Below are 1,797 nucleotides of genomic sequence, written 5' to 3'. Positions count from 1 at the left end.
TAAAAGTTGCTACGGCAGCCAAAATAAATCGGAAAAACATTTCCGATGAAGTAGACCTTTGAAAACTGAACAAAGTAAGACAAACCAAATGTGTAGGGCGTCTTGATTCAATTCAAGACAACAAACATTTTTAACAAGCAAGCAATATGCTAGCAAACAAATTGAGCTTAACAATCGTAAGATTGTTCGAACTTTTTATGAGAGTTTGATCCTGGCTCAGGACGAACGCTGGCGGCGTGCCTAATACATGCAAGTCGTACGCTTCTTTTTCCACCGGAGCTTGCTCCACTGGAAAAAGAAGAGTGGCGAACGGGTGAGTAACACGTGGGTAACCTGCCCATCAGAAGGGGATAACACTTGGAAACAGGTGCTAATACCGTATAACAATCGAAACCGCATGGTTTTGATTTGAAAGGCGCTTTCGGGTGTCGCTGATGGATGGACCCGCGGTGCATTAGCTAGTTGGTGAGGTAACGGCTCACCAAGGCCACGATGCATAGCCGACCTGAGAGGGTGATCGGCCACATTGGGACTGAGACACGGCCCAAACTCCTACGGGAGGCAGCAGTAGGGAATCTTCGGCAATGGACGAAAGTCTGACCGAGCAACGCCGCGTGAGTGAAGAAGGTTTTCGGATCGTAAAACTCTGTTGTTAGAGAAGAACAAGGATGAGAGTAACTGTTCATCCCTTGACGGTATCTAACCAGAAAGCCACGGCTAACTACGTGCCAGCAGCCGCGGTAATACGTAGGTGGCAAGCGTTGTCCGGATTTATTGGGCGTAAAGCGAGCGCAGGCGGTTTCTTAAGTCTGATGTGAAAGCCCCCGGCTCAACCGGGGAGGGTCATTGGAAACTGGGAGACTTGAGTGCAGAAGAGGAGAGTGGAATTCCATGTGTAGCGGTGAAATGCGTAGATATATGGAGGAACACCAGTGGCGAAGGCGGCTCTCTGGTCTGTAACTGACGCTGAGGCTCGAAAGCGTGGGGAGCAAACAGGATTAGATACCCTGGTAGTCCACGCCGTAAACGATGAGTGCTAAGTGTTGGAGGGTTTCCGCCCTTCAGTGCTGCAGCTAACGCATTAAGCACTCCGCCTGGGGAGTACGACCGCAAGGTTGAAACTCAAAGGAATTGACGGGGGCCCGCACAAGCGGTGGAGCATGTGGTTTAATTCGAAGCAACGCGAAGAACCTTACCAGGTCTTGACATCCTTTGACCACTCTAGAGATAGAGCTTCCCCTTCGGGGGCAAAGTGACAGGTGGTGCATGGTTGTCGTCAGCTCGTGTCGTGAGATGTTGGGTTAAGTCCCGCAACGAGCGCAACCCTTATTGTTAGTTGCCACCATTCAGTTGGGCACTCTAGCAAGACTGCCGGTGACAAACCGGAGGAAGGTGGGGATGACGTCAAATCATCATGCCCCTTATGACCTGGGCTACACACGTGCTACAATGGGAAGTACAACGAGTTGCGAAGTCGCGAGGCTAAGCTAATCTCTTAAAGCTTCTCTCAGTTCGGATTGTAGGCTGCAACTCGCCTGCATGAAGCCGGAATCGCTAGTAATCGCGGATCAGCACGCCGCGGTGAATACGTTCCCGGGCCTTGTACACACCGCCCGTCACACCACGAGAGTTTGTAACACCCGAAGTCGGTGAGGTAACCTTTTGGAGCCAGCCGCCTAAGGTGGGATAGATGATTGGGGTGAAGTCGTAACAAGGTAGCCGTATCGGAAGGTGCGGCTGGATCACCTCCTTTCTAAGGAATATTACGGAGACTACACAATTTGTTTTTACTTTGTT

The 1,797-nt window shown here is 50.7% G+C and carries 1 rRNA gene; it reads left to right on the top strand.

The window, feature by feature from the left end:
• Window positions 1–193: 193 nt before the first annotated feature.
• Window positions 194–1,753: ribosomal RNA gene (locus A5849_RS14575) — 16S ribosomal RNA — on the top strand.
• The last annotated feature ends 44 nt before the right edge of the window (window positions 1,754–1,797 follow it).

The sequence above is a fragment of the Enterococcus sp. 10F3_DIV0382 genome, assembly GCF_002140245.1.
Taxonomy (GTDB): Bacteria; Bacillota; Bacilli; order Lactobacillales; family Enterococcaceae; genus Enterococcus_B; species Enterococcus_B lactis.
The sequence above is the reverse complement of the archived record's forward strand: the minus strand, read 5'-3'. Positions and strand labels throughout refer to the sequence as shown.